The sequence below is a fragment of the Pseudomonas sp. R1-7 genome (assembly GCF_051132105.1).
Lineage (GTDB): Bacteria > Pseudomonadota > Gammaproteobacteria > Pseudomonadales > Pseudomonadaceae > Aquipseudomonas.
In genome coordinates this window covers 1,614,528-1,640,835 of the sequence record NZ_CP071661.1, presented here as the reverse complement: position 1 = coordinate 1,640,835, position 26,308 = coordinate 1,614,528, and the positions used below count along the sequence as shown (strand labels likewise).

General features: G+C 62.5%; 27 protein-coding genes and 1 riboswitch. Of the genes, 6 read left to right on the top strand and 21 right to left on the bottom strand.

The genetic code is table 11. The features are described 5' to 3' along the window. Positions 1–9: 9 nt before the first annotated feature. From J3P79_RS07285 to cobO, 11 genes are all read right to left on the bottom strand, one after another. Entirely contained in the window at positions 10–414 is a 405-nt protein-coding gene (locus J3P79_RS07285) for a MarR family winged helix-turn-helix transcriptional regulator (protein ID WP_434609324.1), read from the bottom strand. A gap of 72 nt (positions 415–486) precedes the next feature. Continuing rightward, a complete protein-coding gene (locus tag J3P79_RS07280) occupies positions 487–1,218 on the bottom strand; it encodes an adenosylcobinamide-GDP ribazoletransferase (RefSeq protein ID WP_434609321.1) in 732 nt (243 codons plus the stop codon). 2 nt (positions 1,219–1,220) lie between these two features. Then, positions 1,221–1,796, bottom strand: a complete 576-nt coding sequence (gene cobC / locus J3P79_RS07275; protein WP_434609318.1) for an alpha-ribazole phosphatase family protein — start codon at positions 1,794–1,796, stop codon at positions 1,221–1,223. Continuing rightward, a complete protein-coding gene (cobT, locus tag J3P79_RS07270; RefSeq protein WP_434609316.1) occupies positions 1,793–2,848 on the bottom strand; it encodes a nicotinate-nucleotide--dimethylbenzimidazole phosphoribosyltransferase in 1,056 nt (351 codons plus the stop codon). Before cobT ends, cobC begins: the two co-directional genes overlap by 4 nt. Beyond that, complete coding sequence (cobU, locus tag J3P79_RS07265) at positions 2,845–3,366, bottom strand: bifunctional adenosylcobinamide kinase/adenosylcobinamide-phosphate guanylyltransferase (protein WP_434609313.1); 522 nt, start codon at positions 3,364–3,366, stop codon at positions 2,845–2,847. The genes cobT and cobU overlap by 4 nt, the downstream gene beginning before the upstream one ends. 119 nt (positions 3,367–3,485) lie before the next feature. Then, on the bottom strand, positions 3,486–4,937 hold the full coding sequence (locus J3P79_RS07260; protein WP_434609310.1) for a cobyric acid synthase: 1,452 nt from the start codon (positions 4,935–4,937) through the stop codon (positions 3,486–3,488). Further along, on the bottom strand, positions 4,934–5,926 hold the full coding sequence (cobD, locus tag J3P79_RS07255; protein ID WP_434609308.1) for a threonine-phosphate decarboxylase CobD: 993 nt from the start codon (positions 5,924–5,926) through the stop codon (positions 4,934–4,936). Before cobD ends, J3P79_RS07260 begins: the two co-directional genes overlap by 4 nt. Then, the gene (gene cbiB, locus J3P79_RS07250) at positions 5,919–6,827 is read right to left on the bottom strand and encodes an adenosylcobinamide-phosphate synthase CbiB (RefSeq protein ID WP_434609306.1); all 909 of its coding nucleotides are present in this window, start codon (positions 6,825–6,827) and stop codon (positions 5,919–5,921) included. Before cbiB ends, cobD begins: the two co-directional genes overlap by 8 nt. Next, positions 6,824–7,471 carry a 5,6-dimethylbenzimidazole synthase gene (gene bluB / locus J3P79_RS07245; RefSeq protein WP_434609304.1) on the bottom strand — a complete coding sequence of 216 codons (648 nt, stop codon included), beginning with the start codon at positions 7,469–7,471 and terminating at the stop codon, positions 6,824–6,826. Before bluB ends, cbiB begins: the two co-directional genes overlap by 4 nt. Then, entirely contained in the window at positions 7,468–8,805 is a 1,338-nt protein-coding gene (locus tag J3P79_RS07240) for a cobyrinate a,c-diamide synthase (protein ID WP_434609301.1), read from the bottom strand. The genes bluB and J3P79_RS07240 overlap by 4 nt, the downstream gene beginning before the upstream one ends. Continuing rightward, positions 8,802–9,413, bottom strand: a complete 612-nt coding sequence (gene cobO / locus J3P79_RS07235) for a cob(I)yrinic acid a,c-diamide adenosyltransferase (protein ID WP_434609298.1) — start codon at positions 9,411–9,413, stop codon at positions 8,802–8,804. The genes J3P79_RS07240 and cobO overlap by 4 nt, the downstream gene beginning before the upstream one ends. A 79-nt stretch (positions 9,414–9,492) precedes the next feature. Further along, a riboswitch (cobalamin riboswitch) is annotated at positions 9,493–9,718 on the bottom strand. 160 nt (positions 9,719–9,878) lie between these two features. Here cobO and J3P79_RS07230 point away from each other — a divergent pair. Together J3P79_RS07230 and J3P79_RS07225 are read left to right on the top strand one after the other, a co-directional pair. After that, positions 9,879–10,463 carry a hypothetical protein gene (locus tag J3P79_RS07230; protein WP_198725468.1) on the top strand — a complete coding sequence of 195 codons (585 nt, stop codon included), beginning with the start codon at positions 9,879–9,881 and terminating at the stop codon, positions 10,461–10,463. A 112-nt stretch (positions 10,464–10,575) separates the two neighbouring features. Further along, positions 10,576–11,886: a PQQ-dependent sugar dehydrogenase gene (locus tag J3P79_RS07225; RefSeq protein WP_434609292.1), complete on the top strand. Its 1,311-nt coding sequence runs from the start codon at positions 10,576–10,578 to the stop codon at positions 11,884–11,886. 68 nt (positions 11,887–11,954) lie between these two features. On the opposite strand, the gene J3P79_RS07220 is transcribed toward J3P79_RS07225, so the two are convergent. The 5 genes from J3P79_RS07220 to J3P79_RS07200 all read right to left on the bottom strand — a co-directional run bounded on the left by J3P79_RS07220 (position 11,955) and on the right by J3P79_RS07200 (position 16,528). Continuing rightward, positions 11,955–12,488 carry a C40 family peptidase gene (locus J3P79_RS07220; protein ID WP_039591915.1) on the bottom strand — a complete coding sequence of 178 codons (534 nt, stop codon included), beginning with the start codon at positions 12,486–12,488 and terminating at the stop codon, positions 11,955–11,957. A gap of 165 nt (positions 12,489–12,653) precedes the next feature. After that, on the bottom strand, positions 12,654–13,280 hold the full coding sequence (locus J3P79_RS07215) for a C40 family peptidase (RefSeq protein WP_039591914.1): 627 nt from the start codon (positions 13,278–13,280) through the stop codon (positions 12,654–12,656). A gap of 212 nt (positions 13,281–13,492) precedes the next feature. Beyond that, complete coding sequence (gene hda / locus J3P79_RS07210) at positions 13,493–14,197, bottom strand: DnaA regulatory inactivator Hda (protein WP_003178999.1); 705 nt, start codon at positions 14,195–14,197, stop codon at positions 13,493–13,495. 169 nt (positions 14,198–14,366) lie between these two features. Beyond that, positions 14,367–15,440, bottom strand: a complete 1,074-nt coding sequence (locus J3P79_RS07205) for an AI-2E family transporter (RefSeq protein ID WP_434609288.1) — start codon at positions 15,438–15,440, stop codon at positions 14,367–14,369. 32 nt (positions 15,441–15,472) lie between these two features. After that, positions 15,473–16,528, bottom strand: coding sequence for a DUF2066 domain-containing protein (locus tag J3P79_RS07200; RefSeq protein ID WP_434611387.1), 1,056 nt, complete (start codon positions 16,526–16,528; stop codon positions 15,473–15,475). Between the two features lie 366 nt (positions 16,529–16,894). On the opposite strand from J3P79_RS07200, the gene purM reads away from it, so the two are divergent. From purM to J3P79_RS07180, 4 genes are all read left to right on the top strand, one after another. Then, entirely contained in the window at positions 16,895–17,953 is a 1,059-nt protein-coding gene (gene purM, locus J3P79_RS07195; protein WP_434609286.1) for a phosphoribosylformylglycinamidine cyclo-ligase, read from the top strand. An 11-nt stretch (positions 17,954–17,964) separates the two neighbouring features. After that, entirely contained in the window at positions 17,965–18,615 is a 651-nt protein-coding gene (gene purN, locus J3P79_RS07190; RefSeq protein WP_434609284.1) for a phosphoribosylglycinamide formyltransferase, read from the top strand. An 8-nt stretch (positions 18,616–18,623) separates the two neighbouring features. After that, on the top strand, positions 18,624–19,337 hold the full coding sequence (locus J3P79_RS07185; protein ID WP_030142402.1) for a DUF3108 domain-containing protein: 714 nt from the start codon (positions 18,624–18,626) through the stop codon (positions 19,335–19,337). Between the two features lie 264 nt (positions 19,338–19,601). After that, positions 19,602–19,796: a hypothetical protein gene (locus J3P79_RS07180; protein WP_039591911.1), complete on the top strand. Its 195-nt coding sequence runs from the start codon at positions 19,602–19,604 to the stop codon at positions 19,794–19,796. Positions 19,797–19,933: 137 nt separating this feature from the next. On the opposite strand, the gene J3P79_RS07175 is transcribed toward J3P79_RS07180, so the two are convergent. The 5 genes from J3P79_RS07175 to cysM form a co-directional block, all read right to left on the bottom strand. Then, positions 19,934–20,473 carry a DUF2058 domain-containing protein gene (locus tag J3P79_RS07175; protein WP_434609281.1) on the bottom strand — a complete coding sequence of 180 codons (540 nt, stop codon included), beginning with the start codon at positions 20,471–20,473 and terminating at the stop codon, positions 19,934–19,936. Between the two features lie 26 nt (positions 20,474–20,499). Continuing rightward, a complete protein-coding gene (gene mazG / locus J3P79_RS07170) occupies positions 20,500–21,333 on the bottom strand; it encodes a nucleoside triphosphate pyrophosphohydrolase (protein WP_434609280.1) in 834 nt (277 codons plus the stop codon). 74 nt (positions 21,334–21,407) lie between these two features. Then, positions 21,408–23,654 (bottom strand): GTP diphosphokinase, encoded by a 2,247-nt coding sequence (gene relA, locus J3P79_RS07165; RefSeq protein ID WP_030142406.1) that lies wholly within the window; start codon positions 23,652–23,654, stop codon positions 21,408–21,410. A gap of 101 nt (positions 23,655–23,755) precedes the next feature. Further along, a complete protein-coding gene (rlmD, locus tag J3P79_RS07160; RefSeq protein WP_434609278.1) occupies positions 23,756–25,126 on the bottom strand; it encodes a 23S rRNA (uracil(1939)-C(5))-methyltransferase RlmD in 1,371 nt (456 codons plus the stop codon). Then, entirely contained in the window at positions 25,126–26,028 is a 903-nt protein-coding gene (gene cysM / locus J3P79_RS07155) for a cysteine synthase CysM (protein WP_434609277.1), read from the bottom strand. The genes rlmD and cysM overlap by 1 nt, the downstream gene beginning before the upstream one ends. Positions 26,029–26,308 lie beyond the last annotated feature (280 nt).

Here is a 26,308-nt window from a genome sequence, read left to right as displayed (position 1 = left end):
TAACCGGCGTCACGCCAGTTCATCCAGCAAGGCCAGCAAGGTCGCGCGCTTTTCGGCACCGAGCTTATCGATCAATTTCTGTTGCGCCACCTCCCAGGCCGGCAACGCCGCCGCCAACCGGGCCTTCCCCGCGTCAGTGAGCACGACGATGCGGTTGCGCAAATCGTCGCCCTCAGCCAGCTTCACCAACCCCTCGCCTTCCAGCACCCGCAGGTTGCGCCCGAGGGTGCTGCGGTCCAGGCCCATGGCCTCGGCCAGGGAGGAAATGCTCGGCTGGTCCAGGCGCGCCAGGTTATTGAGCAAAGAATACTGGGCAACGTTGATCCCGAAGCCATCGAGAGCGCCGTCGTAATACCTGCTGACGCCACGCGCGGCGCGACGCAGGTTGATGCACAGACATTGGGAAGGAAGCATGATGCGTGTATATACCCGCGACTAGTTGAATGCAAATTTAAATCAGCGCTCGCCCGCTGGCAATGTGCAAGTTCAGCTTAAGACCAATGCCACCAGAACGGCCGCTTCCAGCAGCTCCAGCAAGGCACCCGCGGTGTCGCCGGTGAATCCCTGCAGCCTGCGCAACATTATCTGCCTCAAGCCGATGAATACGGCCGCGGCGACCACCAGCGTCCACAGCCCTGCCCAACCCATCACCAACACGCACCCCAGCGCGCTGGCCGACAGCACCTGCCAACCCGAGCGGCGCGGCAAGTGCTCAGCCAGCGCCTGGCCCAGCCCTCCGGCACGCACATACGGCGTGGTGAGGAACAAGCCCAGCAAAGCAGCACGCCCCAGCATTGGCACAATCAGTAACGCAAGCGCCTGCCTCTGCTCGATCAGCGCCACCAGCGCCGTCCATTTGAGCAGCAACACCAGGACCAACGTGACCACGGCGATCGGCCCGCTGCGCGGATCCTTCATGATCAGCAGCGTACGCTCGCGATCACCGAAACCGCCGAGCCAGGCATCGGCGCTGTCGGCCAGGCCATCCAGGTGCAAGCCGCCGCTGAGCAGCACCCACGCCGTCAGCAGCAGCGCGGCATGGAGCATTGCCGGTGCGCCGATCAACACCGCATCGAGCAGCCACAGCAGACCACCGAACAACAGCCCCACCATGGGATAGAACAACAGCGAACGCCCGAGCTGTCCGGGCTCTGGCATGCCTGGCAAGCGAACCGGCAAGCTGCTGAGGAATTGCAGGGCGATCCAGAAGGGCAACATGCTCAGCCCGCCTCTTCAAGCACTGGACCGGAGGACACCGCCAGGGAAAACAGCGCACCATGGCCGACTTCGACGTTCAACAATTGCTCGCGCGGCATTCCGCGGGCCTGGGCCAGCAGCAATCGCATCACGCCGCCATGACTGACCAGCAAGACGCGCTGTCCGGCATACGCCAGGTGTAAGCGCTCGACTGCCGCCAGGACCCGCGCCGAAAACGCCAGCACCGGCTCGCCGTCGGGAGGCGTAAAAGCATAGGGATCGGCCCAGAAGCGACCGAGGGCGTCGGCGTCGGTTTCCATCAGCGCTGCTGCGCTGCGGCCTTCCCACGCGCCGAAATGCAACTCTTGCAGGTCTTTGTCCACATGCACCGGCAGCTCCAGCCGGGCGCCGAGTTGTTCGGCGAAACGGGCGCATCGCTGCAATGGCGAGCACACCAGGCGATCCCAGGGCCCGCCTTGCGCCACCGCTGCATGCATTTGCTCCCACCCTTTGGCCGTCAAGGCGTCGTCGAGACTGCCGCGCAATCCACCGCCCAGTTCGGTTTCACCGTGACGCAGCAGGTCCAGGCGCAAGGTCATGCCGGGCGATCCGCCACGGCCGCTTCGGCAAACGTCGCCATCTGCCCATGAAGGTCACAGGCCAGGCGCAACAGCGGCACCGCCAGCGCCGCGCCACTGCCCTCGCCCAGGCGCAAACCCAGATCCAGCAGCGGTTCGGCACCGAGGGTTTCCAAGACGTGCTTGTGCCCCGGCTCGGCGCCGCGATGACCGAACAGCAACCATGCCCGGCATCCAGGATTGAGCCGCACCGCCACCAACGCCGCAACGCTGCAGATGAACCCATCCACCAGCACGGCGATGCCTTGCTGGGCACAGGCCAGATAGGCGCCGGCCAATGCCGCGATTTCAAAGCCACCGAGATTGAACAAAACCTGCAACGGATCGCCATTCGCGCCGCCATGCAGCGCCAGGGCACGCTCGATCACCTGCCCCTTGCGGTTGACACCCGCCGCATCCAACCCTGTGCCCGGCCCAACCAGGTGCGCCACTGGGCAATCGAGCAATGCACAAGCCAGGGCGCTGGCCGCAGTGGTGTTGCCAATGCCCATCTCGCCGCCAATGAACAACTGCGTCCCGCCGGCGACGGCACGCATTACGCTGTCGCGCCCGGCTTGCAAGGCCTGCTCGCCCTGGGACTGGGTCATCGCCGGCCCCTGGACGAAATTCGCGGTGCCAGGGCCAAGGTTCAAATGACGCACGCCGGGCAAGTCCAGCGAAGGCGTCACGGTGCCCAGGTCCACCACTTCCAGCGAAGCGCCCAGTTGCCGGGCGAGCACGCTGATGGCGGCGCCACCGTTGACGAAGTTGTGCAGCATCTGCCCGGTGACTTCCTGGGGATAAGCCGAGACACCTTCGGACACCACGCCGTGGTCGCCGGCGAAAATCGTGATCCAGAGCCGGTCCAGGCTCGGCTTGAGCTGCCCTTGCAGGCCCGCCAGTTGCACCGCCACCGATTCCAGGCGCCCGAGGGAGCCGGCCGGTTTGGTCAGCTGTTGCTGACGGGCCGTGGCCTGCTCCAGCGCTTGGGTATCAACGGGCTTGCACGGTTCCAGCCACCAGCGGTGATTCATAACGCAGTTCCTTTAAGAGTCAGGGGCAAGCCGGCGACGGTCAACACGACACGTTGGCAGCGTTCGGCCAGGGCTTGATGCAGCCAACCGGCTTCATCGACATAACGGCGCGTCAACTCGCCCAGCGGCACGACGCCCATGCCGGTCTCGTTGCTGACGAATATGACCTCACCGGGGAGCGCGCTGATGCAGTCCAACAGCGCTTCACGCTCGGCGATCAACCGCTCGGGATCGTCGAGCATCAGCAGGTTGGTAAGCCAGAGGGTCAGGCAATCCACCAGCAGGCACCGATCGCTTGCGGCGTTTTCCCGCAGCACCCACGCCAGCGCCAAGGGTTCCTCCACCAGCGCCCATTCGGCCGGACGCCGGGCGCGATGCTGGGCGACACGCTGGTTCATCTCGCCGTCGAGGGGTTGGCTGGTGGCGATGTAGGTCACCGGCAAACGAGTGTCTGCCGCGAGTTTTTCGGCCAGGCGACTCTTGCCGGAGCGGGCGCCGCCGAGGATCAGTTGCAGCATGAGGCATTACCTTTCATTTGGCGCAGGGCGACTGTCGTCATCGCGAGCAAGCTCGCACAGTTTGAAATGCATTCCCTTGTGGGAGCGAGCTTGCTCACGATGAGGCCAGCCTGGCGACCCTAGATCCCACAGAGTTCACGCAACAATCCAGTGTCCAGATGCCGCTCCACCAGGTCCGCCAACCGCTCGATATCGCGCTCACGCAAGCCGTGGTAATCCACCGCCTGCACGTCCTCCAGACCGGCCCAGCGCAGCAAGGCACTGCTGGCCGCGGGCGATTCGAACAACCCATGCAGATAAGTGCCGAAAATCTGCCCATCGAGGCTCTGGGCGCCATCGCAACGGCCATCGTCCAGGTGCGCCGCAGCGTTTTCCAGGGCAGGACCGACAGTCACGCCCGCGTGGATCTCGTAGCCGCTGACGTCAGCATTTTCCAAGGCCAGTCGTCCACGCACATTGCGCAGTTGCTTCTCGCGCTCCAGGGTCGTTTCGAAATCCAACAGGGCCAAACCGGCGCTGGAGCCCGCCGCGCCTTCCAGCCCCAGCGGATCGTGGACCCGCTGGCCGAGCATCTGCAAACCGCCACAGATGCCCAACAACTTGCCGCCGTAGCGCAGGTGTCGGTGGATCGCCGTTTCCCAGCCATTGGCTCGTAGAAACGCCAAGTCGCTACGCACACTTTTGGAACCGGGCAGGATGATCAGGTCGGCTGGCGGGATGAGCTGGCCAGGGCCGATGAATTGCAGATCGACCTGCGGATGCAGGCGCAGCGGGTCGAAATCGGTGTGGTTGCTGATGCGTGGCAACACGGGTACCACCACCTTGAGCACCTGTTCGGCCTTGTCGGCCTGGCGCCGGTCGAGGCCATCCTCGGCCTCCAGGTGCAGGTCCATCACGTAGGGCAACACGCCAACCACCGGCTTGCCGGTTCGCGCTTCCAACCAATCCAACCCCGGTTGCAGCAAGGCGATATCGCCGCGAAAACGGTTGATGATGAAACCCTTGACCCGTGCCTGTTCACTGGGCGAAAGCAACTCCAGGGTGCCGACCAGATGGGCGAATACACCGCCTCGATTGATGTCGGCGATCAACAGCACCGGGCAGTCCACCGCCTCGGCGAAACCCATGTTGGCGATGTCGCCGGCCCGCAGGTTGATCTCCGCCGGCGACCCCGCCCCCTCGACCATGACGACCGGATACGTCGCGCTCAACCGTGCATGGGAGGCCAGCACCGCTTGCATCGCAATGGCTTTGTAATCGTGATAGGCGACGGCGTTCATGGTGGTGACGGCACGACCATGAATGATGACTTGCGCGCCCGTGTCGCTGTTGGGCTTGAGCAGGACCGGGTTCATGTCGGTGTGCGGTTCGAGGCCGCAGGCCTGGGCCTGGACCGCCTGGGCCCGGCCGATCTCGCCACCGTCGGCAGTCACCGCGCTGTTGAGCGCCATGTTTTGCGGCTTGAACGGTACCACGCTCACGCCCTGGCGCGTGACCCAACGGCACAATGCGGTAACCAGGGTACTTTTGCCGGCATCGGAGGTGGTGCCCTGCACCATCAACGTCTTCATCGGATGTCCTTGGTGTAGGCCTCGAAAGCCTGTTCGAGGCGCAGGAAACCGGCGTCATCGGCCGGCAACCCGAAACGCAGGCTACTGTTGTGCGTGAACAAGCGCAGCAGAATGCCGCGATGGGCCATGAATTCGTACAGGGCCTGGGCGTGCTCGGTGACCAGCCACTGGAACAACGCACAACCGCCGTGGGGCTTGAAGCCGAAGCGCTCGAGCATCAGAGCCAAGCGTTCGCTGGTTGCTTCGCAGCGCTGTCGTTGGCGAACGTGGGCCTCGGTATCCAAGAGGCACGCCTCGCCCAGGACCCGTGTCGGCCCGCTCACGGCCCACGGCCCGACTTGCTCGGCAAGCAGCTTGAGCAGGCGCCGCTCGGCCAGGACAAATCCCAGGCGAACCCCGGCCAGGCCAAAGAACTTGCCAAACGATCGCAACACGATCAGCCCGACCTGATGGGCGTGGGCGCTGAGACTCAGGTGCGGCGTGATGTCCATGAACGCTTCGTCCACCACCAGCCAGCCACCGCGCTGGGCCAACCGCGCGTGCCAGTCCAGCAAGCGTTCGGGGCTCAGGCTCAGGCCCGTGGGATTGTTCGGATTGACCACCACCAGCACGTCGAGGCTGTCGAGGAAAAAATCCACTTCCGTCTCCAGCACTTCGCGCACGATGTAACCGCTGCGCCGCCAGGCTTCGGCGTGTTCGGCGTAACAAGGGGACAAGACACCGACCTTGCCGGCCCGGCGCAAGCGCGGCAAGAGCTGGATGGCCATCTGCGAACCGGCCACCGGCAACACGTGCGTCGCTTCGTAATAATCGCAAGCGGCCTGTTCCAACCCATCATCGGCCTCGGGCAGGCGCGCCCAGGCCCGCGGTGGAATTGGCGGAATATCGAACGGCCAGGGCGCCAGGCCGCTGGACAGGTCGAGCCAATCGGCCTCGGCAATGCCGTATTGCCGGGAAGCGTTGCGCAGTCGTCCACCATGCTCAAGCATAGAACTCGGCTCCGAGGCAGAGAATCAGCAGCCATAACCATACGCCGCGCTGCACCAATTGCCAGCCGCGATCAATCGAGTCGGCACTGGCCGGAACGCCTTCGCCCAAGGGCGGACGTTGATGCAGCTCGCCGTGATAGACCGCCGCGCCACCCAGTTCCACGCCCAGCGCCCCTGCGCCAGCGGCCATGACCGGCCCGGCATTGGGGCTGTCCCAGGTCGGCCCCTGGGTGCGCCAGCATTTGAGCGCCAGGCGGGTCTTGCCAAGCAGCGCGTAGGTCAACGCCACCAGCCGCGCCGGAATATAGTTGAGCAGGTCATCGATCTTCGCCGCCGCCCAGCCAAACCGTTCGAAGCGCTCGTTGCGATAACCCCACATCGCGTCGAGGGTATTGCTCAACCGATACAACACCACCCCAGGCGCGCCGGCCACCGCGAACCAGAACAGGGCGGCGAATACTGCGTCGCTGCCATTTTCCAGCACCGACTCGGTGGCGGCGCGGGCCACGGCGTTTTCATCCAGCTCGGTGGTTTCGCGGCTGACCAGATAGCTCACCCGTCGACGCGCCTCATCCAGGTCGCCACTGCGCAGCGCGCGTGCGACCGGTTCGACATGCTCGCCGAGGCTGCGCAAGCCGAGGGCGCAGTACAACGCGAGGATGTCCACCAGCCAGCCCACCCATGGCGCCCAGGACAAGGCCGTGGCCAGCAAGGTCAAGGGCAACACGGCGATGATCCACGCCGTGACACCGTGACTGCGCCAGCCCCGTCCACCGGAGTTGAAACGTTGTTCAAGACGATTGGCAAAACGACCGAACGCGACCAATGGATGCCCGCGCCGGGGCTCACCCAGCAGCGCATCCAGCGCCACCGCGGCGGCACTGAGCAACGCTACGCTCATGGGCGCACTCCCCAGCGATTTTCGTAGATCAGTTCGTTGAGCGGCCGCGGTTGCGCCCAGCCTTCCAGGGCGAGCATCGGCGCCGGATAAAAGCCCTCGACCGGCCCGAGGCACAAGATCGCCAGCGGTTTTGCCCCGGCGGGCAGGCCCAGCAGGTCAGCCAGGGCCTGGGGCTCGAACAATGACACCCAGCCCATCCCCAACCCTTCGACGCGGGCCGCCAGCCATAGATTCTGGATGGCGCAGGACAGCGAGGCCAAATCCATTTCCGGCAAGGTCCGGCGGCCAAAGATGTGCCGCTCGCGATCGTCCATCAGCGCTGCCACCAGCACCTCGGCGCAATCGTGGATGCCTTCGACCTTGAGCTTCATGAATTCATCGCTGCGCTCCCCCAGCGCTTCGGCAGTGCGGATACGCTCTTCTTCCACCAAATGCTGGATTTCGCCGCGCAAGACGCGATCACTGATGCGGATGAATCGCCACGGTTGCATCAGCCCGACACTGGGGGCCTGGTGCGCGGCTTCCAGCAAACGGCCCAGCATCTCCGGCTCAACGGTGCCGCCGCTGAAATGGCGCATGTCGCGGCGCTCGGCGATGGCGCGGTAGACGGCTTCGCGTTCGGCCGCAGAGAAGGCGTCAGTCATGGCTTGCTCGCAAAGACTGCAACAGGGTCCGGAGCAAACAGTGCGGCAACCGCCCTCGGATTGGACGGAAAATAAAAATGCACATAGGAAGCCGTCATCCGTCCCTGGCGAAAAACCGCCTCCGCCCCTCGCCCACCATTGGGGCTATGGCCTCGGGCAATCGGCTCAAGGGAGGTGCTGGTCAGGGAGTGATGGTAGGTATGCCCGCGCAGATTGCCTTCCGGCAAATCCACCGATTGCAATGCGAGCGCCGCCAGGCGTTTTTGCATTTGCGCATCACCGCTCAACAAACCGAGCAGTTCGGCGCGGGTGCCGTCGACGTCGGTCAGCGAATCAAGCAGGTAGAGCATGCCGCCGCATTCGGCGAGCAATGGTTTGCCGGCTGCATGGTGGGCACGGATCGCCGCCAGCATGGGCGCGTTCTGCGCGAGCGCGACATGGTGCAGTTCGGGATAACCGCCGGGAAGATAAAGGCTGTCCGCCTGGGGCAGCTCGCTGTCATGAATGGGCGAGAAAAAGCTCAACTGCGCACCCATGGCCCGAAGCAGATCGAGGCTCGCGCCGTAGGTGAAGGCGAACGCCTCATCACGGGCCACGGCGATGTGTACTCCGTCGAGCCACGGTTCAACGGCTGTCAATTGCGGAGCCGCGAATTCCACCGAAGGCGGCAAGGCCACTTCACAACTGCCCGCCAGGGCCTCGGCGGCGGCATCGAGGCGAGCGTCCAGGTCATTCAGTTCGCTGGCCTGCACCAGGCCCAGATGGCGGCTCGGCAGTTCGATACCGGTTTCCCGCGAGAGCGCGCCATACCAGCGCAAGCCCTCGGTCAGGCTGCCTTCGAGCAACTGCGCATGGCGCAAGGTGCCGACCCGGTTGGCCAAGACCCCGGCGAAGGGCAAGTCCGGTTGATACCGCGCCAAGCCCAGGGCCAGGGCGCCGAATGTCTGGGCCATGGCCGTGCCGTCGATGACCGCCAGCACCGGCACGCCGAAATGCCGGGCCAGGTCGGCGCTGGACGGCGTGCCGTCGAACAGGCCCATCACGCCTTCAATCAAAATCAGGTCTGCTTCCGCAGCGGCTTCCCACAACAGCCGACGACTTTCCTGTTCGCCGACCATCCACATGTCCAACTGATAGACCGGCGCGCCGCTGGCTCGCTCAAGGATCATCGGGTCGAGAAAATCGGGACCACACTTGAACACGCGCACCTTGCGTCCCTGGTTGCGGTGCAACCGTGCGAGGGCCGCGGTGACGGTGGTCTTACCCTGGCCCGAGGCCGGGGCGGCAATCAATACCGCCGGACAGTGGCGGCTGGCAGTCGACGCATGGCTCACAGTTCGACGCCTTTCTGCGCCTTGATACCGGCCTGGAACGCGTGCTTGATCATGCCCATTTCGGTCACGGTATCGGCCAGCTCGATCATCTCGGGCTTGGCGCCACGCCCGGTCACGACTACATGTTGCATGGGCGGACGGCCTTGCAGATCGCTCAAGACTTGATCGAGGTCGAGGTAGCCGTGCTTGAGGGCAATGTTCAGTTCGTCGAGCACCACCAGGCCGATCGACGGATCGCTGAGCAACTCGCGCGACACGGCCCACGCAGCTTCGGCGGCGGCGATGTCGCGCTGGCGGTCCTGGGTTTCCCAGGTAAAGCCTTCCCCCATGACGTGAAAGCGCACCTGTTCCGGGAAGCGGCGGAAAAACAGCTCTTCACCGGTGCTGTTGCGGCCCTTGATGAATTGCACCACGCCACATTGCATGCCATGGCCCATCGCCCGGGCCAACATGCCGAACGCCGAACTGCTCTTGCCCTTGCCATTGCCGGTCAGCACCAGCAGCAGGCCGCACTCGTTCGGTGAATTGGCGATACGCTCGTCAATCACGGCTTTCTTGCGCAGCATGCGCGCCAGGTGGCGTTCGTCGCGATCGGGCGTATCGGTCATGGGGAGCTCTCCGTTGGGACTGGATAACGGCGGGCGGGCAGAAAAAGGACGGCAAGGTGCCTGGCATCGCCCACCGTGATGCCGTTGGATGAATCAGGCCGGTCTCCGGGCTCATGAGCGGCGTGATGCCTGGCTGCGCGCCTTCCCATGTCATTCGACACAGTGGCGGGGGCCTGTGTGGCCACAAGCGCAGCGTTGACTCATTTACCGTTGCGGGGGCAGCGCCGGGTTTGCATGTACGCACCGGCTTCCCTGTTTCACCCTATCGGCCATTGCCATAGAGCACCTGAAACAAGCCGCGAAGGTTAGAGGGTTGGGGGTGGAGCGTCAATTAAAGCCGCGATGGGCACCACGAGGGATATTGGCCGGGATCAATAAACTGACGTCAATCTTGTGTGAAGCTGGCGCAAGTGATATCAAAGAGACATTACGACCCGATATCACAAGAACAAGAGGGCAAAACACATGCAAGGCATGATCATCAGCAATCCGAAGCTGGAATTCCTGCGCCCAGTGCTGGAACGCTGGTTTGATTGTATCGACCGATACAACGCCGTGCGCGGCGATAACGACACGCCCTATTGGCACAATGAAAAAGCCAATCTCGGATTGCTGGCGGCCGCCGCCTGGATGGCGGAGATGGTGACGCTCCAGGACGCAGCGACCCGCAAACAGAATGAAGAAGGCGAACGCAACGTCAGTGCCGACCTGTTGATCGCCAGCAGCGATGAGCGCGCCTTCATCCAGGCAACGCAACGCTGGCCGAAGGTCAACAACCTGAACCTGACCCAACCTTTGCTGGAAGCCACCAGCGACGCCAAGCGCATCAGCTACGCCAGCGACCTGAAATTGGGTTGCCTGTTCGTCGCCCCGCAAAAAGCCCAGCAAAGCGCCACGCCAGAAGAGTTGCAGGACATGATCGACGACCTGCAGAAGGAAAACACCTGCGCCGTGGCCTGGTATTTCCCTTATGCCTACCGCAAATTGCGCAACGAGGCCGGCCACTATCACCCTGGGATCGCGGTGCTGTTCAAGCAGGCTCACGGCTGATCAGCTGGACCTGGCGGCCAGACTTCGCTTGGCTTAGCCGCCTCCCACCGTTGAACCATCCCACGTCTACGCTTCTCTATGAGTAACCACATGCACTCATAGGGAAGCCCGCATGCTCAAACCAAACCACCTGTTGATCGCCGCCCTTGCCACAGGGCTTGTCGCTTGCGGCGAGTCGTCGACCTTGCAGGTTTCCGACGGCATCGGCCCGTCACCGAAACTGCCCGAGCCGAACAAGACCCTGATGCCTACGGTGAATATCGCCGAAGCCGTCGGCTGGCCGGATGGCGCCAAGCCAACACCGGCGCCAGGCCTGCAGGTGGTGGCCTTTGCCGAAGGCCTGGATCATCCACGCTGGCTCTACGTGCTCCCCAACGGCGATGTGCTGGTAGCCGAGACCAACGCTCCGCCCAAGCCCGACGATACCCAGGGCATCCGTGGCTGGGTGATGAAAAAAGTCATGGACCGTGCCGGCGCTGGCGTCCCCAGTCCGAATCGCATCACCCTGCTGCGCGACGCCAATCACGACGGCGTCGCCGAGACCCGGACGATTTTCCTGGAGAACCTCAATTCACCGTTCGGCATGACGCTGGTGGGCACTGACCTGTATGTGGCCGACACGGACCGGTTGATCCGTTTCCCTTACAAAGAGGGTGACACGCAGATCAAGGCACAACCCACCAAGGTCGTCGATTTACCCGGCGGCACGCTCAACCACCACTGGACCAAGAACGTGATCGCCAGCCGCGACGGCAGCAAGCTGTACGTCACCACCGGCTCGAACAGCAACGTCGCGGAGAATGGCATGGAAGCGGAAGAAGGTCGCGCGGCCATATGGGAGGTGGATCGGGCTACCGGCAGTCACCGCATCTTCGCCTCAGGCCTGCGCAACCCCAACGGCCTGGCATGGGAGCCTCGCAGCGGTGCATTGTGGACGGCGGTCAACGAACGGGACGAGATTGGCAGCGACCTGGTGCCGGACTACATCACCTCGGTGAAGGACGGCGGCTTTTATGGCTGGCCCTACAGCTATTACGGGCAGAACGTCGACGTCCGGGTCGAGCCACAGAATCCCGAGCTGGTGGCCAAGGCCATCGCCCCCGACTATGCCGTCGGCCCTCACACTGCATCCCTGGGACTGACTTTCGCCGAAGGCAGCACATTGCCCGCGCCGTTCGCGGAGGGCGCCTTCGTCGGACAACACGGCTCGTGGAACCGCAAGCCCCACAGCGGCTACAAAGTGATCTTCGTCCCGTTCAAGGCGGGCAAGCCCGAGGGGCAGCCAGTGGATGTGCTGACGGGTTTTCTCGACGCAGACGAAAAGGCCCAGGGCCGGCCGGTGGGCGTGGTGATCGATAAACAGGGTGGATTGCTCGTGGCCGATGATGTAGGGAACAAGATCTGGCGGGTGTCGGGCAAATAAGGCAAACGTGCCCTGTGGCGAGGGGATTGATCCTATCGCCACAGAGGTGAGCTGATCAGAAGTGCACCTCAGGGATTGCGCGCCAGATGCTCCGGCTGCAATACACGCTTGGCCCCCAAGTACGCTTTCTGCCAATAGGCCTTGGACAGACTGTCGAGCTTGACCGTCCCGCCCGTGGCAGGCGCATGGACGAAACGTCCCTCGCCCACGTAGATTCCGGCATGGCTGACCTGGGAACCGCCATTGGTGGCGAAGAACACCAGGTCGCCCGTCTGCAACGCGTCTTTGCCGACCTGCGGCGCGCGCATGCTGATCATCTCGCGAGTGGAACGTGGCAAGGAGATACCGGCGGCGTCGCGGTACACATAACCGATCAAGCCACTGCAATCGAAGCCTGAATCCGGCGTGTTGCCGCCCCAACGATAGGGCGTCCCCACCAGGCCCAGCGCGCGGAAAAGCACGTCTTCGGCAGCGGGGGAAAAAGTCTGGGAGGGTGCGAATACCACCGGAGCGCGCACTGGCGCGGGCGGTGGAGTGCGACTGGCACAGGCGCTGAGCAGCGCGGCAAGAACAATCAGAGCGAGGCGGGCCGACGTCGACATATGCAGAACAATCCTGATCTGGATGCGGCTTTTCTGCCGTGGAGATGGAAACAGATCCGCCCGCGTAGTACGCAGGCGGATTGCCATCAATCAATGATCAAGGATTCTAGCGGCTATGGGGCAAACTTCAAGTAAGACTTTAAGTTTGCCTTACAAGTTGTGTGCTTACTTGCGAGCCGTGACCACGGTCGGGGCCATGGCGAGGGCGCGCTTGGCTTCGATGAAGGTCTTACTCCAGTAGCTGTCGCCCAGGCTGTCGATCCGTACGCCACCGCTGCGGCGGCTGCTGGAATGGATGAACTGGTTATCGCCCAGGTAGATACCGGCGTGGCTGACTCGACCGCGACGACCATTGGTGCTGAAGAACAACAGGTCACCGGGTTCGAGCTGGTTGCGAGCGACCAGCGGAGCCTTCACGTTGATCATTTCGCGAGTGGAACGTGGCAGGTTCATACCCGCCTCTTCGCGAAACAGGTAGCCGATGAACCCGCTGCAATCGAAGCCGGCTTCAGAGGTACCGCCAAAACGATAACGAGTGCCGATCAAGGACATGCCGCGTTCCAGGATGCTGTCTGCCAGCACCGGAAGCTGATAAGGCTTGCTGCCGGCGAAGTCTGCCAGCTCTTTATCGGAGGCCACTTCTTCCTGGAACGCTACGGAGGAAGACTGGGCGGTTACGGTGTTCTTGACCTGTGGTTGTTGTGCTTGCTGGGACACTGGGGAGTGGGCAGCGCAACCGAACAACAGGGTAACGAGTGCGAGAGGCACGAGGGGTGCGAAGCGATTTAGCATGGGCACGACCGTGGCTGAAGTAGTAAAGATGGCGAGACTATGCCTTCTATCAACCTCATTTGCAAATTCAATCGATGCAAATGTGACTTCTCGGTTTTACGTTTACATCTAAGCGCTTAAGCCTATTTTGAACGTCACGTGGCCTGCCGCCCAGCAGGACCGCGGGTTTCGCCGCGCCCAGAGGAGGCTATCAGCCACTACGGGTAATGGTTCTACCAGCCCAGGGTTTCTTTCAAGAAAGGAATAGTCAGCTTGCGCTGGGCCTGCAGCGAGGCCTGGTCGAGGCGCTCCAGCAGTTCGAACAATGCGCTCATGCTGCGAGTGCCACGGGTGAGGATGAAATGCCCGACCTCATCGGTCAGGTGCAGGCCACGGCGGGAAGCGCGCAACTGCAAGGCACGGAGCTTGTCTTCGTCGGAAAGCGGGCGCATCTGGAAAATCAGCGCCAGGGTGAGACGGGACTTGAGGTCCGCCAGCTTCACCGGCAGCTCCCGTGGTGACGTCGACGCGGCGATCAGCAAGCGTCGGCCACTGTCGCGCAGTCGGTTGAACAAATGAAACAGCGCCTCTTCCCAGTCGGCCTTGCCGGCCACAGCCTGGAGATCGTCCAGGCAGACCAGTTCGTACTGCTCCAGGTTGTCGAGAATTTCAACGCCGCGATCCAACAGCTCCGCCAGCGGCAGGTACACCGCAGGTTCGCCCAATTGTTCGAACCGCAGGCACGCGGCCTGCAAAAGGTGCGTACGCCCTACTCCGTCCTTGCCCCACAGATAGATCAGGCTTTCGGTCCAGCCGGCGTCGGCTTCGCAAAGCCGCTCGACATAGCCGAGTGCAGCGGCATTGGCGCCTGGGTAGTAATTGATAAAGGTGGCGTCATCACGCAGACGCACACCAAGGGGCAGCTGAATCGGTTTCATGCTGACTGAACGGTTCCAAAGGAACCATTAGTGGCCTCTGTGTAAAGTTCGCAAAGTTTATACCCGTGACGCGGACCGCACAATGCGCCGGACCACGAGCAAAATCAAAGGTTTGCAGCGGCAAGGGCGCGGAGCGCCAGTTTCCCTGACACCCCGTCCGCCCTACACACTACAGGTCGGGGTCTTCGATGCCGCTGTAGATGTCCGAATCCTTGTACAAATCGTGCATATGCCGCACCAGCACCATGATGACTGCCGCTACCGGCAACGCCAGCAGTATCCCGGTGAAGCCGAACAACTCTCCGCCCGCCAGGATCGCAAAGATCACCGCCACCGGATGAAGGCCAATGCGGTCGCCCACCAGCAGCGGCGTCAGCACCATCCCCTCCAGGGCCTGCCCGACCATAAACACTGCCACGATGCCGATCATCGGGTAGAGGTCGCCGCCGAACTGGAACAACCCGGCGACCAATGCCGCGCCAATACCAATCACAAACCCCATGTACGGGACGATCGCCGCAAGGCCGGCGATCAGGCCGATCAACAGCCCCAGCTCCAGCCCCACCAGCATCAGCCCCGCCGCATAGATAAAGCCCAGCGCGACCATGACCAGCAACTGCCCACGCACGAACGCCCCCAGCACTTCATGGCATTCACCGGTCAGGGTCATGATGCGTTCTTCGCGATGTCGGGGCAGCAGGCTGCGGATCTTGGCCATCATCAGGTCCCAATCACGCAGCAGGTAGAAAGCCACCACCGGAATCAGCACCAGGTTCGCCAGCCAGCCCATCAACGCCAGGCTCGAAGCCGTGGCCTGGCTCAGCACCACTCCGACGATGTCGGTGGTCTGGCCCATATGCTCGCTGATGGCCGCCTTGACCTTGTCGAACTTCCAGAAGCCATCCGCCAACCCCAGTTTCGATTGCACCCACGGCACCGCGCTGTGTTGCAGCCAATCGAGCATCTGCGGCGCCAATTCGTACAGGCGCAACAGTTGCTTGGCGAGCATGGGGATCAGTACCAGCAACAGGGCGCAGACGATCAAGGTAAACAGCGCGAACACCGCCACCACGCCCCACGTCCTGGACAAGCCGAGTTTTTCCAGGCGATCCACCACCGGATCGAACAGATAGGCCAACAGCAGCGCAACCAGGAACGGTGTGAGGATCGGGTGCAGCAAATAGATAAACGCAACCAGCAGGGCGACCCCACCCAACCAGAACCAACGCCGCGTATCGCCCATGAACCACTCCTGACTCTATAAAGGAAGAAATCCTACCAGCGAAACCGCAGGTTCGGCGCTGGCGCGGGCGCTGGTTGCGGCGAAATTGCCCCATCGGCCGCTGGCTGGGCCACGGGTGGTGGCGCGACAACCTCACCGGCGGGCATTTCCTGCAACTTGGCCAGGGCCAATTGCGCCTTCAACTGTTCGGCGCTGCCATTGACCTTGTAGACGATCACGTCGCCTTCGACCCGTTGCAACTGCCCCCCAAACGGTTCAAGCAAGCGCCCCAGCGCCGCATAACGCTCTAGATTCATGCCCTGCACCTCAAGCAACTGTTCGGTCGCCACGCCCGGCTTGGCGACGAAGCGCGGCGCCAGGCGCTGGCTCACCGCCAACATCACGGCATCGGCCAGTGCCGCAGGGTCGCCGCCCTGGGCACTGCCCTGCTCGCGCTGGTCACCCAGCCACAGGCGCCAGGTCGCTTGCCACTGGCCGCCCTCTTCCTTGGCGTGGACCGCCAACAACGCGTCGGACCCATAACGCTCCGACACCTCGCGCAACGGCGCCGGATCATTGCCTTCCAGGTTCGGCGCGGTGGCAACAATCTGCTCGCTCAAGTCCGCCAGCGGCAGGTGCAGCGGCAAGCCCCGGTGCTGGGCGGCGCGACGCAGCGGCGTGGCGCTGGCCTGGCCATCCCCCACCAGGCTGGACCCTTCCGCCGAGTCGTTCAGCCACCACCCCAGGATCGAGGGGCGATTGGCACCCCACAGCGACAACCCAGCCGAACGCAACGCGCGGTCGGTGCTGGCGGGATCGAAATCCACCTGCAGGCTTTCCGGCGGGCCGGCGTCGTAGCCATATTGAAGAATGATTTGTTGCGGATCCTTACGGATCGCCGCCAGGCCGGGGTTCTGTGCGGCCTTGGCGTCGCCGGTCAGGCGCAGCACCAGGGTATCCAGCGCTCGCAACGTTGCCTGGTTACGCTCATCCGGCGCCTGGCTGCTGACCGGTTCACGCACCTGATAAAGGTTGTTGAGGTTTTCGGCATGGCTCGCCAGGCTGATCAGCGACAGGCAGCCAACAGACAAGAGTTTGAACAGACGCATGGAAAATTCCCGGACATAACGGCTGGCACCGGCCGTGTGGAGAAGACTGAGCATGGCTGTGACACGACGCCTGGCAAAACATTCAGCCGCCCGATGCATCTTTCGACGCTGCCACAACCATAGTCGCTTACCGCTACACCTTATACAGACGCGCCACGCAGTACCAACAGAAGAAATATCGGTTTTTTCCAAGGATATGTCCCTGCCCGTCGGCACGAGGATGGCCGCTGCCCCTCAAGCCTGATAAAATCGCGCGCCTTCGCAGACCGGCAATGGCTGGGCATCCGGAATAATTCGTACAACGGTTATTCAAGGGCCCCGGCGATCGGTCGTTACCCAGAATTCCCCCCTTTAAAGGCCTGGATCATGAGCAAGCAACCCTCCCTGAGCTACAAGGACGCCGGTGTGGACATCGACGCCGGTGAAGCATTGGTCGAACGCATCAAGAGCGTCGCCAAGCGCACTGCGCGCCCGGAAGTCATGGGCGGCCTGGGCGGTTTCGGCGCCCTCTGCGAGATCCCGGCGGGCTACAAGCAACCGGTCCTGGTCTCGGGCACCGACGGCGTCGGCACCAAGCTGCGCCTGGCTTTGAACCTGAACAAGCACGACAGCATCGGCATCGACCTGGTGGCCATGTGCGTGAACGACCTGGTGGTGTGCGGCGCCGAACCGCTGTTCTTCCTCGATTACTACGCCACCGGCAAGCTGAACGTCGACACCGCTGCCCAGGTCGTGACCGGCATCGGCGCCGGCTGCGAGCTGTCCGGTTGCTCCCTGGTGGGCGGCGAAACCGCTGAAATGCCTGGCATGTACGAAGGCGAAGACTACGACCTGGCCGGTTTCTGCGTCGGCGTCGTGGAGAAAGCCGAGATCATCGACGGCTCGAAAGTGGCCGCCGGCGACGCGCTGCTCGCCCTGCCGTCCTCCGGCCCGCACTCCAACGGCTACTCGCTGATCCGCAAGATCATCGAAGTATCGGGCGCCGACATCGAGAACACCCAGCTCGACGGCAAGCCGCTGGCCGACCTGCTGATGGCCCCGACCCGCATCTACGTCAAGCCACTGCTCAAGCTGATCAAGGACACCGGCGCCGTCAAGGCCATGGCCCACATCACCGGTGGCGGCTTGCTGGACAACATCCCGCGCGTACTGCCAAAAGGCGCCCAGGCCGTGGTCGACGTGGCGAGCTGGACGCGCCCTGCCGTGTTCGACTGGCTGCAAGAGAAAGGCAACGTCGATGAAACCGAAATGCACCGCGTGCTGAACTGCGGCGTGGGCATGGTCATCTGCGTGGCCCAGGAGCACGTCGAGACCGCCCTGAACGTATTGCGTGAAGCCGGTGAGCAACCTTGGGTCATCGGCCAGATCGCCACTGCGGCCGAAGGCGCCGCACAGGTCGAGCTGAAAAATCTTAGGGCACATTGATGCACGAGCAGATGCCTGCAACCTGTAACGTCGTGGTGCTGCTGTCCGGCACCGGCAGTAACCTGCAGGCCCTGATCGACAGCACACGGACCGGCGACAGCCCGGTCCGGATCCGCGCGGTGATTTCCAACCGCGCCGATGCCTACGGCCTGCAGCGTGCCAAGGACGCAGGTATCGACACCCGCGTCCTGGATCACAAGGCGTTCGAGGGCCGCGAAGCCTTCGACGCCGCGCTGATCGAACAGATCGACGCGTTCGATCCGCAACTGGTGGTGCTCGCCGGCTTCATGCGCATCCTCAGCCCCGGCTTCGTGCGTCACTACCAGGGACGCCTGTTCAATATCCATCCCTCGCTGTTGCCCAAATACAAAGGGTTACACACTCACCAGCGCGCGCTGGAGGCCGGAGACACGGAGCATGGCTGCTCGGTGCACTTCGTCACCGAGGAACTCGATGGCGGACCACTGGTCGTACAGGCAGTAATACCGGTAGAGTTGCACGACACGCCGCAAAGCCTGGCGCAAAGGGTTCATGCCCGCGAGCACCAGATCTACCCGATGGCCGTGCGTTGGTTTGCCGAAGGCCGGCTGACCCTCGATGATCGGGGAGCCTCACTGGACGGCCAGTTGCTCGCCGCCAGCGGCCATTTGATTCGATACTAGGAGATTTTATGCGTCGCGCCCTGCTCTTCGCTTGCGCTCTGCTTGCCTTGCCCCTGGCACAGGCCGCAGACCTTCAACCGTTCTCCGCCAGCTACACCGCCGACTGGAAGCAGTTGCCCATGAGCGGTACCGCCGAGCGCAGCCTGACCAAGGAAGCCAACGGCACCTGGAAGCTGAGCTTCAAGGCTTCGATGATGATCGCCAGCCTGACCGAAGAAAGCACCCTGACCCTGGACAAGGACACCCTCCTGCCGCAGTCCTATCACTTCGAGCGCGGCGGCCTGGGCAAGGCGAAAAAGGCTGACCTGGATTTCGACTGGAACACCAAGATGGTTACCGGCACTGATCGCGGTGACGCGGTCAAGATTCCGCTGAACCGGGGCATGGTCGACAAATCCACCTATCAGCTGGCGCTTCAGCACGATGTGGCGGCCGGCAAGAAAAGCATGAGTTATCAGGTCGTCGATGATGGCGAAATCGATACCTATGATTTCCGCGTGCTGGGCTCGGAGAAAGTCGACACCAAGGCCGGCCAGATCGACGCGATCAAGGTAGAGCGCGTGCGCGACCCGACACAGAGCAAGCGCATCACCGTGCTCTGGTTCGCCAAGGACTGGGATTACCTGCTGGTGCGCCTGCAACAGGTCGAGACTGACGGCAAGGAGTACAACATCATGCTCCAGGACGGTACGGTCAATGGCAAGGCTGTGAAAGGCAGCTGATCCACGCTGACAACACGAAGCCCCGCAAATGCGGGGCTTTTTGTTGGCTGGAATTCCACGCGCACCATCACTCTTGACAACATGAAACCTTCTTCATGAACGCCACCTGCGACCGAATGCCGCGCCCTGCCTGGCCTACAGGATTGTTGCGCTTTTCATGAAAACTTCTTAACGGACCGAGGGATTTACTTAGCACGCTACCAAAATCTATAACAAAACCCTGCACACGCCTTGCTGCAGATAACAGAGATTGGAGCTTGCAAGATGACTGTGAAAGTAACTGAACGCGACGACGCTCACATGTCCCACGAAGGCATTGCCGCCGGCATCCGGATCTGGGACGTGCATCAACAGGATTTGCTGGTGGGAATGTTCCACTCCGAAACGGATGCTCACAGCTACAAGGCTGAGCTGGAGCGGGAGGAAAGGCAGCGCTTGCGTGAGACCGCGCAATCCTGAACCACACAAAACACCTGTGGGAGCGAGCTTGCTCGCGATAGCGGGGCATCAGCCAACATCTCTGTCACTGATAGACCGCCATCGCGAGCAAGCTCGCTCCCACGGGGTTTGTGTTCAACTCAATAGCATTGTCCCGCTTACCACATCAAATCATCAGGAATCTGATAAGCCGCGTACGGATCATCGGCATCCACTTCTTCGGTCTGGGTGTTGAGCTGGACGATGCGCTTGGGGTCGCGCTCCTGAATCTTCAGCGCAGCCTCGCGCGGGATCACTTCATAGCCGCCGGCATGGTGGACGATCGCCAGGGAACCACTGCTCAGCTTGTTGCGCATCAGGGCATTGACCGAGATACGCTTGACCTTCTTGTCGTCGACAAAATTGTAGTAGTCGTCAGTGGTCAGCTTCGGGAGGCGCGAGACTTCGATCAGTTGCTTGATCTGCGCGGCACGGGCCTTCTGCTCGGCCTTCTCCTGCTGTTGACGGTTGAGTTCCTGGTCGCGCTTGACCTTCTCGGCCATGGCTTCCTGCGCCGCCCGCTGCTGGGAATCATCCAGTTCGATCTGGCCTTTGTGGGCCAGGCGCTGCTGTTTCTGTTTCTCTTTGCCGACCTGCTTGGCCTGCTTTTGGTTGACCAGCCCTGCTTTGAGCAACTGGTCGCGAAGGGAAAGGCTCATGGTGCTTACTCACTTAGGCAACGGCCTCAGCCACAGCTGGGCAAATTCTTTTCCTGACGTTTGGCTTCGCCCCACAAGGCGTCCAACTCTTCGAGGGTGCAATCTTCCATGGGACGACGGGTGTCGCGCAATGCCTGTTCGATAAATCGGAACCGCCGCTCGAATTTCCCGTTGGCGTCGCGCAGCGCGGTTTCCGGGTCAACCTTGAGGTGGCGAGCCAGGTTCACCACGCTGAACAGCAGGTCGCCGACCTCATCGCTGATGGCCACCGGATCGTCGTCCGCCATGGCTTCGAGCACTTCATCCAGTTCCTCGCGGACTTTGTCGAGCACCGGCAAGGGACCCGGCCAGTCGAAACCCACCTGGCCCGCACGCTTTTGCAGTTTTGCCGAACGGGACAAGGCCGGCAGCGCCGCCGGCACATCGTCGAGCAGCGACAACTGCTCGGGCGCCGACGCCTTCTCGGCCCGTTCCTCAGCCTTGATTTCTTCCCAGCGCTGCTTGACCTGTTCTTCGCTCAGACGCGGGATATCGACAGGCGCATACAGCTCACCGGTGGGAAACACGTGGGGATGGCGGCGAATCAGCTTACGCGTGATGCTGTCGACCACGCCGGCGAATTCGAAGCGGTTCTCTTCCCGGGCCAACTGGCTGTAATACACCACCTGAAACAGCAAGTCGCCCAACTCACCTTGCAAATGATCGAAATCGCCGCGCTCGATCGCATCGGCCACTTCGTAGGCTTCTTCCAGGGTATGAGGGACGATGGTGGCGTAAGTTTGCTTGATGTCCCAGGGGCAACCGTATTGCGGATCTCGCAAGCGGCTCATCAAGTGGAGCAGGTCTTCGAGGCTGTACATCAATCCATCCCGTCACAAAAGAACCCTGTGGGAGCGAGCAAGCTCGCTCCCACATGAACCAAGACAACCAGCGCTTAACCCGGTGTCCGGTTACGCCGGGTCTCGATGATGTTCGGCAACTGGGAAATCCGCCCCAGCAACCGCCCCAGCGCATCCAGCCCCGGAATCTCGATGGTCAGGGACATCAGCGCAGTGTTGTCTTCCTTGTTCGAACGGGTATTGACCGCGAGCACGTTGATGCGCTCGTTGAGCAACACCTGGGACACGTCACGCAGCAGCCCGGATCGGTCGTAGGCGCGGATGACGATGTCCACCGGATAGGTGAGCACCGGCACCGGGCCCCAGCTGACCTGGATGATCCGTTCCGGTTCGCGCCCCGCCAGTTGCAGCACCGAGGCGCAGTCCTGGCGGTGAATGCTCACGCCGCGACCCTGGGTGATGTAGCCGACGATCGCATCCCCCGGCAGCGGCTGGCAGCAACCAGCCATCTGGGTCATCAGGTTGCCTACGCCCTGAATCTGGATGTCGCCGCGCTTGCCTGGCTTGTAGCCAGTGGCCTTGCGCGGAATCAGCTCCAGTTGCTCGTTGCCGCGTTCCGGCTCCACCAACTGTTGGGCGAGGTTGACCAGTTGCGCCAGGCGCAGGTCGCCGGCACCGAGGGCGGCGAACATGTCCTCGGCGGTCTTCATGTTGGCTTTTTCGGCCAGCTTGTCGAAGTCCACCTGCGGCAGGCCCAGGCGACTCAGCTCACGTTCGAGCAAGGTCTTGCCGGCCGCGACGTTCTGGTCACGGGCCTGCAGTTTGAACCAATGGACGATTTTCGCCCGTGCCCGCGAGGTGGTGATGTATCCCAGGTTCGGGTTCAGCCAGTCGCGGCTTGGCGTACCGTGCTTGCTGGTGATGATCTCTACCTGCTCACCGGTCTGCAGGCTGTAGTTGAGCGGCACGATCCGCCCGTTGATCTTGGCACCCCGGCAGTTGTGGCCGATCTCGGTGTGGACGCGGTAGGCGAAGTCCAGCGGCGTCGCGCCTTTCGGCAAGTCGATGGCGTGGCCGTCAGGGGTGAAGATATAGACGCGATCCGGCTCGATATCGACCCGCAGCTGCTCGGCGAGGCCGCCGATATCGCCGAGTTCCTCGTGCCATTCCAGCACTTGGCGCAGCCAGGAGATTTTCTCTTCGTAATGGTTGGAGCCGGACTTGACGTCGGTGCCCTTGTATTTCCAGTGGGCGCAAACGCCCAACTCGGCTTCTTCGTGCATGGCGTGGGTGCGGATCTGCACCTCCAGTACCTTGCCCTCCGGACCGATCACCGCAGTGTGCAGCGAGCGATAGCCGTTTTCCTTGGGGTTGGCGATGTAGTCGTCGAACTCCTTCGGAATGTGCCGCCACAAGGTATGGACGATCCCCAGCGCGGTGTAGCAGTCACGCATTTCAGGGACCAGCACGCGAACGGCGCGAACGTCGTAGATCTGGCTGAATTCCAGCCCCTTGCGCTGCATTTTGCGCCAGATCGAGTAGATATGCTTGGCCCGGCCACTGATGTCGGCTTCGACGCCGGTGGCCTGCAACTCTTCACGCAACTGGGTCATCACATCGGTGATAAAGCGCTCGCGGTCCAGGCGCCGCTCGTGCAGCAACTTGGCGATCTGCTTGTATTGGTCGGGCTCCAGATAGCGGAAGGACAAGTCCTCCAGCTCCCACTTGATGTGACCGATGCCAAGACGGTGGGCCAGGGGTGCGTAGATGTCGAAGACTTCCCGGGCAACGCGATTGCGCTTTTCGTCATCGGCGGACTTCACGGCGCGGATCGCGCAGGTGCGCTCGGCCAATTTGATCAGCGCGACGCGCACGTCGTCGACCATCGCCACCAGCATCTTGCGCAGATTTTCCACCTGGCCCTGGGTGCCCAGCACCATGGACTGGCGCGGGCTGAGGCTGGCGCTGATCGCCGCCATGCGCAACACGCCGTCGATCAGCTTGGCGACCACGGTGCCGAAACGCTGGCTGACAACCGGGAGTTGGATCTGCCCTTCGCGAACACCGCGATAAAGCACTGCGGCGACCAGTGAATCCTGGTCCAGCTTGAGGTCGGCGAGGATCTCGGCAATCTCGAGGCCCGTCTGGAAACTCGACGTCCCTTCGGACCACAGGTTCTTCGCCGCATTGTGTTGCTGCTCCGCCTCGCGAGCGAACTCGCAGGCGGCCTTCAAGGCTTCGCGATCCAGTGCCGTGTCGATACTGACCGCGTGATCGAGCCAAGCCTCGAGATTGATACTGCCGTCAGTGTTGATCGGCTGGTGTGCTCTCACCTGTACCATCTTTACCTACCTTCCCTACGACGCAGATTCAATGCGTCAACTTCGCTGACCTTCGCTGCCCGTGTTCCCGCCCAGGGCTGTGGCGGGTTGGCACGAACGGGTCAGTCGGACAAGCCATCCTGGCTCGCTTCAAATAACGCCATGGCCTCGACATGCGCCGTTTGAGGAAACATATCGAGAATCCCGGCACGTTTTAACCGGTAGCCCTGCTTGATCAGTTCGACCGTGTCCCGCGCCAAAGTTGCCGGGTTGCACGAGACATAAACCAACCGTCTGGCACCGAGGGATGCCAGCTTGCGCACCACCTCGAAAGCACCGTCACGGGGTGGGTCCAAGAGTACCGCAGAAAAGCCTTCGCCGATCCATTCGGCACCCGCCAATGGCTGGGATAAATCGGCCTGAAAAAAAGCAGTGTTATGCAAATTGTTGCTGACAGCGTTGGCAGCGGCGCGGTCGACCATGGTCTGCACGCCCTCCACCGCCACCACTTCGCGCACCTGCCTGGCCAGCGGCAAGGCAAAGTTGCCCAGGCCACAGAACAGGTCCAGCACCCGCTCTTCGGATCCAGGCGCCAACCATCGCAACGCTTGGGCGACCATCGCTTCGTTGACGGCGGCGTTCACCTGGATGAAATCCCCTGGCCGGTAAGCCAGATCCAGATCCCAGGCTTCCAGGCGATATCCCAGGGATTGTCCCGTATCGACCGGTTGCGGCTCACCTTCGCCATGTAGCCACAATTGGGCTTCATGGAACGCACAGAAATCCTTGAGGATCGTCAGGTCGACTTCCGACAACGGCGCCATGTGGCGCAGCAACAAGGCCAGGGACGAACCGGCGAACAACTCCACATGGCCCAACGCCTGGGGTTTACCCAAGCGCCGAAGCATCTCCGGCAAGCGGCTCATGATCGGCTGCAAGGGCTGTACCAGCACCGGGCAATCACCGATGGCAACGATGTCCTGGCTGCCGACGGCGCGGAAACCCACTTCGAGTTTTTTCGCCTTCTGGTCCCAACGCACCGCTACCCGGGCGCGGCGCCGGTAGCCGAACTCCGGCCCGCTCAAAGGCTCGGCCCATTCGTCCGGCTCGACCCCGGCGACCCGCGACAGTTGCTCGGCGAGCATGCGCTGTTTCAGGGCAAGTTGTTCGTTGTGGGGCAAATGCTGGACGCTGCAACCGCCGCAACGACCGGCATGGACGCACGGCGCCGGGCGCCGCAGTTCGCTGGGCGAAAACACGCGTTCGGTACGGGCCTCGACCACCTTGCCGTGGGCGCCGAGCACCCGCGCCTCGACCTCTTCACCCGCCAGGGCACCGATGACAAACCAGGTGCGCCCGTCAACAAAGGCGATCCCACGGCCATCATTGGCCAGGCGTTCAATGGTCAGGCGCTGCTTTTTACCGGTGGGCACTTGCGGGGCCCGGCTTCCCCCGCTGGGCTGGAAGCGCAAGCCTCTTTCTTGCTTGGCCATCAGTTGGGCGCGTCGAAAATGCCGGTCGACAGATAACGGTCGCCACGGTCGCAGATGATCGCGACGATCACTGCATTCTCAACCTCTTTGGACAAGCGCAGCATTCCCGCCACGGCACCGCCCGAAGACACGCCGCAGAAAATGCCTTCTTCACGCGCCAGACGACGGGTCACATCCTCTGCTTCGCTCTGGGCCATGTCGATGATGCGGTCCACGCGCTCGGCCTGGTAGATCTTCGGCAAGTACTCCTGGGGCCAGCGGCGAATTCCGGGAATCGCCGAACCTTCCATCGGTTGCAAGCCGACGATCTGGACGTTCGGGTTCTGTTCTTTCAAATAGCGCGACGTGCCCATGATGGTGCCGGTGGTGCCCATCGAGCTGACGAAATGAGTAATCGTGCCGTCGGTCTGGCGCCAGATCTCCGGGCCGGTGCTGGTGTAGTGGGCCTCGGGATTGTCGCCGTTGGCGAACTGGTCGAGCACCTTGCCACGGCCTTCGGCCTGCATGCGTTCGGCCAGGTCGCGGGCGCCCTCCATGCCTTCTTCCTGGGTCACCAGGATCAACTCGGCGCCGTAGGCCGTCATCGCGGCCTTGCGCTCGGCGCTGGAGTTGTCGGGCATGATCAGGATCATCTTGTAACCCTTGATTGCCGCCGCCATCGCCAGGGCGATGCCGGTGTTGCCGGACGTCGCCTCGATCAGCGTATCGCCGGGCTGTATCTGCCCGCGCAACTCGCCGCGAGTGATCATCGACAGCGCCGGGCGGTCCTTGACCGAACCCGCCGGGTTGTTCCCTTCGAGCTTGAGCAACAGCGTATTGCTGGTCGCACCGGGCAGGCGCTGCAGGCGAACCAGCGGAGTATTGCCGACGCAATCGGCGATGGTGGGGTACTGCAGAGTCATGGCGTATTCGCAATCCGGGCTGCGGGGGCGCCTATCATACCGGCAAACCCGGCAAGGCCATATCACGCAAAGTGTAGTGGTTATGGCTTATGGGAATAAGCCATGGAAAAACAGGTGTGCTCCCGTGGCGAGACAGCTCGCCCCCTCGCCACAAGCGCTTTGTCCGGCTCAGCGGCCAACAACCGCGGACTCAAGCGTAACCCTGTTGCGCCATTCTTGTTCCGACACCTGCCCGCCCTTGCGGGGAAAGGCGCTTGCAGCCAGGGTCGCCTTTACTGTG